The sequence below is a fragment of the Paenibacillus algorifonticola genome (genome assembly GCF_050481745.1).
Classification (GTDB): Bacteria; Bacillota; Bacilli; order Paenibacillales; family Paenibacillaceae; genus Pristimantibacillus; species Pristimantibacillus algorifonticola_A.
In genome coordinates this window covers 1-3,393 of sequence record NZ_JBCNGR010000057.1, presented here as the reverse complement: position 1 = coordinate 3,393, position 3,393 = coordinate 1, and the positions used below count along the sequence as shown (strand labels likewise).

The following is a 3,393-nucleotide window of genomic DNA, read 5'->3' as shown; positions in this document are numbered from 1 at the left end:
TGCCCCCGGCTATTTTGAATATATCTCATCGTTTTAATATGACCCGGCACAGATTCTGAAAGGGACAAGCCCGCTCTAGTTTCCAGCTTGCTGATGTCCTCCTTCGTCAGCCCGCTGTCTGCCAAAGCTTCATCAAGTGCAGCATAAGTCATTTGAACGGCCCGCTCATCCTCTTCCATCTCTCGATACAGCTCGTCAACGCTGCCAGCGACCTCGCCACTAACGCCAAGCTTCTTCAGCTTATCATGAGCCCGAAGCCCGCTGGCACCATTCACAATCGACTGAAAGAAGGCTTCTCTGTTTGAGCCGCCTGGCGCGATGATGCCCATTCCGGTTACTACGGCTTGCGGTCTGCTCATCGATTAATCCCCGATCGTGCTGCGGATAATATTCGCTATGGAACGAACGCTTTTGAAAACGGACATATCGCTGCTTTGCGGCTTAACGCCAAAAAGCTCCTTCAGTCCAACCGCAAGCTCCAAAGCATCAACGGAATCCAGGTCTAGCCCTTCTCCCTGTTCATTAACATCAAAAAGCGGATCATCATCGTTGATTTCTTCTGGGGAGATATCCAGTCCAAACTTAGTAACAATCATGTTTTTAATTTGATTTTCAATCGATAGCTGTACGTTTTCCATTGTTTCAGCTCCTTTACTTGGATAAAAAATTGCATGTCATTCCAGAGAAAGCATAAATAGCCGTCAAAATGGAAAGCGCTTTCATTGTCTAGGGATAGACATTGCTCGGCACTCACTCCTCAAATGGAAATGACATAGGCAGTGCAGCATAAAACAGCAGGCTTCAATTGTACAAACTCATCTGGATGAATGTGCGTAAGAAAGGAAAACAATAGGTGTGGGTGGGTTGAGAGAAGATCATTCATAGTTGAATGTGTCGCTAAAGGAGTAGACGACTATATCTCTTGAGGAATGCTGCTTAACGAAGATGCGGTCATCGATGCAACCAATAGCGCCGTTAATAAAGTTATACCATAATTCTATGTTTTTTTACAATATTTATTTTTATGTCTATATTTAGATTTATGTTACAAATCATGTAACTTAAATCTGTCGCTGATGCGGTCGTCACTTTCGATTTTTGGCGAATAAACGCAGTTGTTTAAATGAATCGCCCCAAAAATTGCTGATACTAGTCATTAGGCGCTTAATAAACGCGCATGAAACTTTGAAACCCATTTCATTTCATAAGAGATACTAGCGGAGCTTGAAGTGATGGACCTAGCTGTGTGAAGGAAAAAAACGGCTCTAGAGGGGGCGGGAAATGTCATGGGGCTTGCCCCATGGGTGGAAAAAACGGAACTATTCCCAATATACCACAAACACCATCCACATAATACCATAAAAATACGTCTTTAAACCACCCAAAAATTGGACATTTCAAGCACAAAAAACCGGTTGCTGAAAAATTTCGGCAACCGGCCCTTTCGCACCCTTGAATCGTCAGAACCGCCAGATAAGATTGGCCATGAATAAGCGCTAATTTAAACGCTGCAGATTAAGTAATTCCAATCTAGCTTTTATTCAACACTACACGAAAGCCCATATTTCCAGTTGAGCTGTCCGGTGTGTTGCCGCTTCTTGCCGCAACCCGATAGCGATTGCAATAGGAACGGTGGCATAAATAAGAGCCGCCTCGCATCGAACGTTTTTCCGTTGGCTTTATAAACAGTGGATTATGGGCTGGCGTCAGCTTGTGATAGTCGGAACTGAACCAGTCTGCACACCACTCCCATACATTGCCTGACATATTATAAAGCCCATACCCGTTGGGCTCATAAGCATCAACAGGAGCTGTACCCTCATAACCATCGCTTGCATTATTCTTAATTGGAAATTTGCCCTGCCATATATTGCACATATGAACGCCGTCCGGCTTCAAGAGATCACCCCACGGATACGTCTTTCTCGCTAAACCGCCTCTCGCAGCGTATTCCCACTCCGCCTCTGTGGGGAGACGTGCTCCTGCCCACTCGCAATAAGCGCTTGCGTCATGCCAGGACACATGAACGACCGGATGATTCATCCGCTCTTCAATAGATGAATCGGGACCTTCCGGCTTCGCCCAGAAGGCTCCTTGGACAACAAGCCACCAGGGTGCCTGCTGCGGTACATCCACAACTTTTTCTCGCGTTTCCTGCGATGCCAATAGATGAAACACGAACGACCAGCCGAATCGTTCAGCCTCCGTAACATAGCCCGTTTCCTCTATAAACATTCGAAACTCTTCGTTCGTGACCGCATAGCGGGAAATACGAAAGGCATCCACCCAAACCTTCCGGACCGGCCCTTCCCCATCCGCTGGAAAACCATCCGCCGCATCGGTTCCCATCTCAAACCCTCCGCTTTCCAGCAAGACGAAATGATCCCTGAAAACAGCATCATGACTGCGTTTAGAAGTATGGAGGCCCCGCTTGGTTTCAATAGACAATGACTGCCCTCGGCTTGCTGCGCAGCAAGATTTGATTGGTTCCACTTCGCTTCTTCCTTTCTGGATGATGTAGAACGCTCGTTATATCATTTTCGCATGTAAATATTGTTGAGCCAGCACAGCCGCACTATCCGCCTCTTGTGGAAGCTCGCTGGGATGCCTGCGTTTCAGCTCCTCTACATGCTGGCCTCTGCCCGTTTCCTCGAGCCGCTGAATATATCCTTTTAAATATCCTTGCGCGTGGAATGGCCCTCCTTCCTTTATGACGGTCCATAACGGATCTCTGTCGTCACCAGACCGACGCATATGCTCATCGTGCCACTGGTTCAAATAATATACCGCTTCCATGCATAGCGCTTTATTGTCTGCTGCAACATTATGCTGCTCCTTCGGATCATTGGACAAATGAAACAGCATTTCCTGGTCAAATAAATGATACCCGTCGTGATAGGTACGGATATAGATCCAATCGCGAAATCGAACACTTCGTTGGGCAACATGAGCACATTGTGATACGACAAGATAATCGCGCCCGCAATCAGAGCCGTCCTTTAATACAGAACTATAGCTGATGCCGTCCCAATCTGACATCACAGGTTTATCCAGCATGTCTGCTATTGTCGGCAATAAATCCAAGTGGTAGTGAAGTCCTTCATCAACCACTCCCTGCTTCATCCCCGGCCAGCGGATAATCATTGGCAGATGGCATGTCCCCTGATCGGCCGTGGCATGCTCGCCATAAATGCCAAGCTGCCCCATATTTTCACCATGATCGGCAGAAATCATAATAATCAAATCGTCCATTACACCCTGCTCCTCCAGCAAAGCAAACAAACGTCCAAGATGGTCGTCCATATAACGAATGCCACAATCGTAGCCGTCAATCATCTTTTTCATATCTTCCATATTTGCAATTTCTCCAAGATAACGCGGATAGTTGGGAGC

The 3,393-nt window shown here is 46.8% G+C and carries 4 protein-coding genes; all 4 read right to left on the bottom strand.

The window, feature by feature from the left end; translation table 11 throughout:
• The coding region (locus tag ABEW34_RS30605; protein ID WP_430165212.1) for a beta-ketoacyl synthase N-terminal-like domain-containing protein at positions 1-359 on the bottom strand (359 nt) is incomplete at its 3' end.
• Between the two features lie 3 nt (positions 360-362).
• Positions 363-638, bottom strand: a complete 276-nt coding sequence (locus ABEW34_RS30600; protein WP_056040811.1) for an acyl carrier protein — start codon at positions 636-638, stop codon at positions 363-365.
• An 892-nt stretch (positions 639-1,530) separates the two neighbouring features.
• A complete protein-coding gene (locus tag ABEW34_RS30595; protein WP_430165209.1) occupies positions 1,531-2,493 on the bottom strand; it encodes a formylglycine-generating enzyme family protein in 963 nt (320 codons plus the stop codon).
• Between the two features lie 36 nt (positions 2,494-2,529).
• The coding region (locus tag ABEW34_RS30590; RefSeq protein ID WP_430165207.1) for a sulfatase family protein at positions 2,530-3,393 on the bottom strand (864 nt) is incomplete at its 5' end.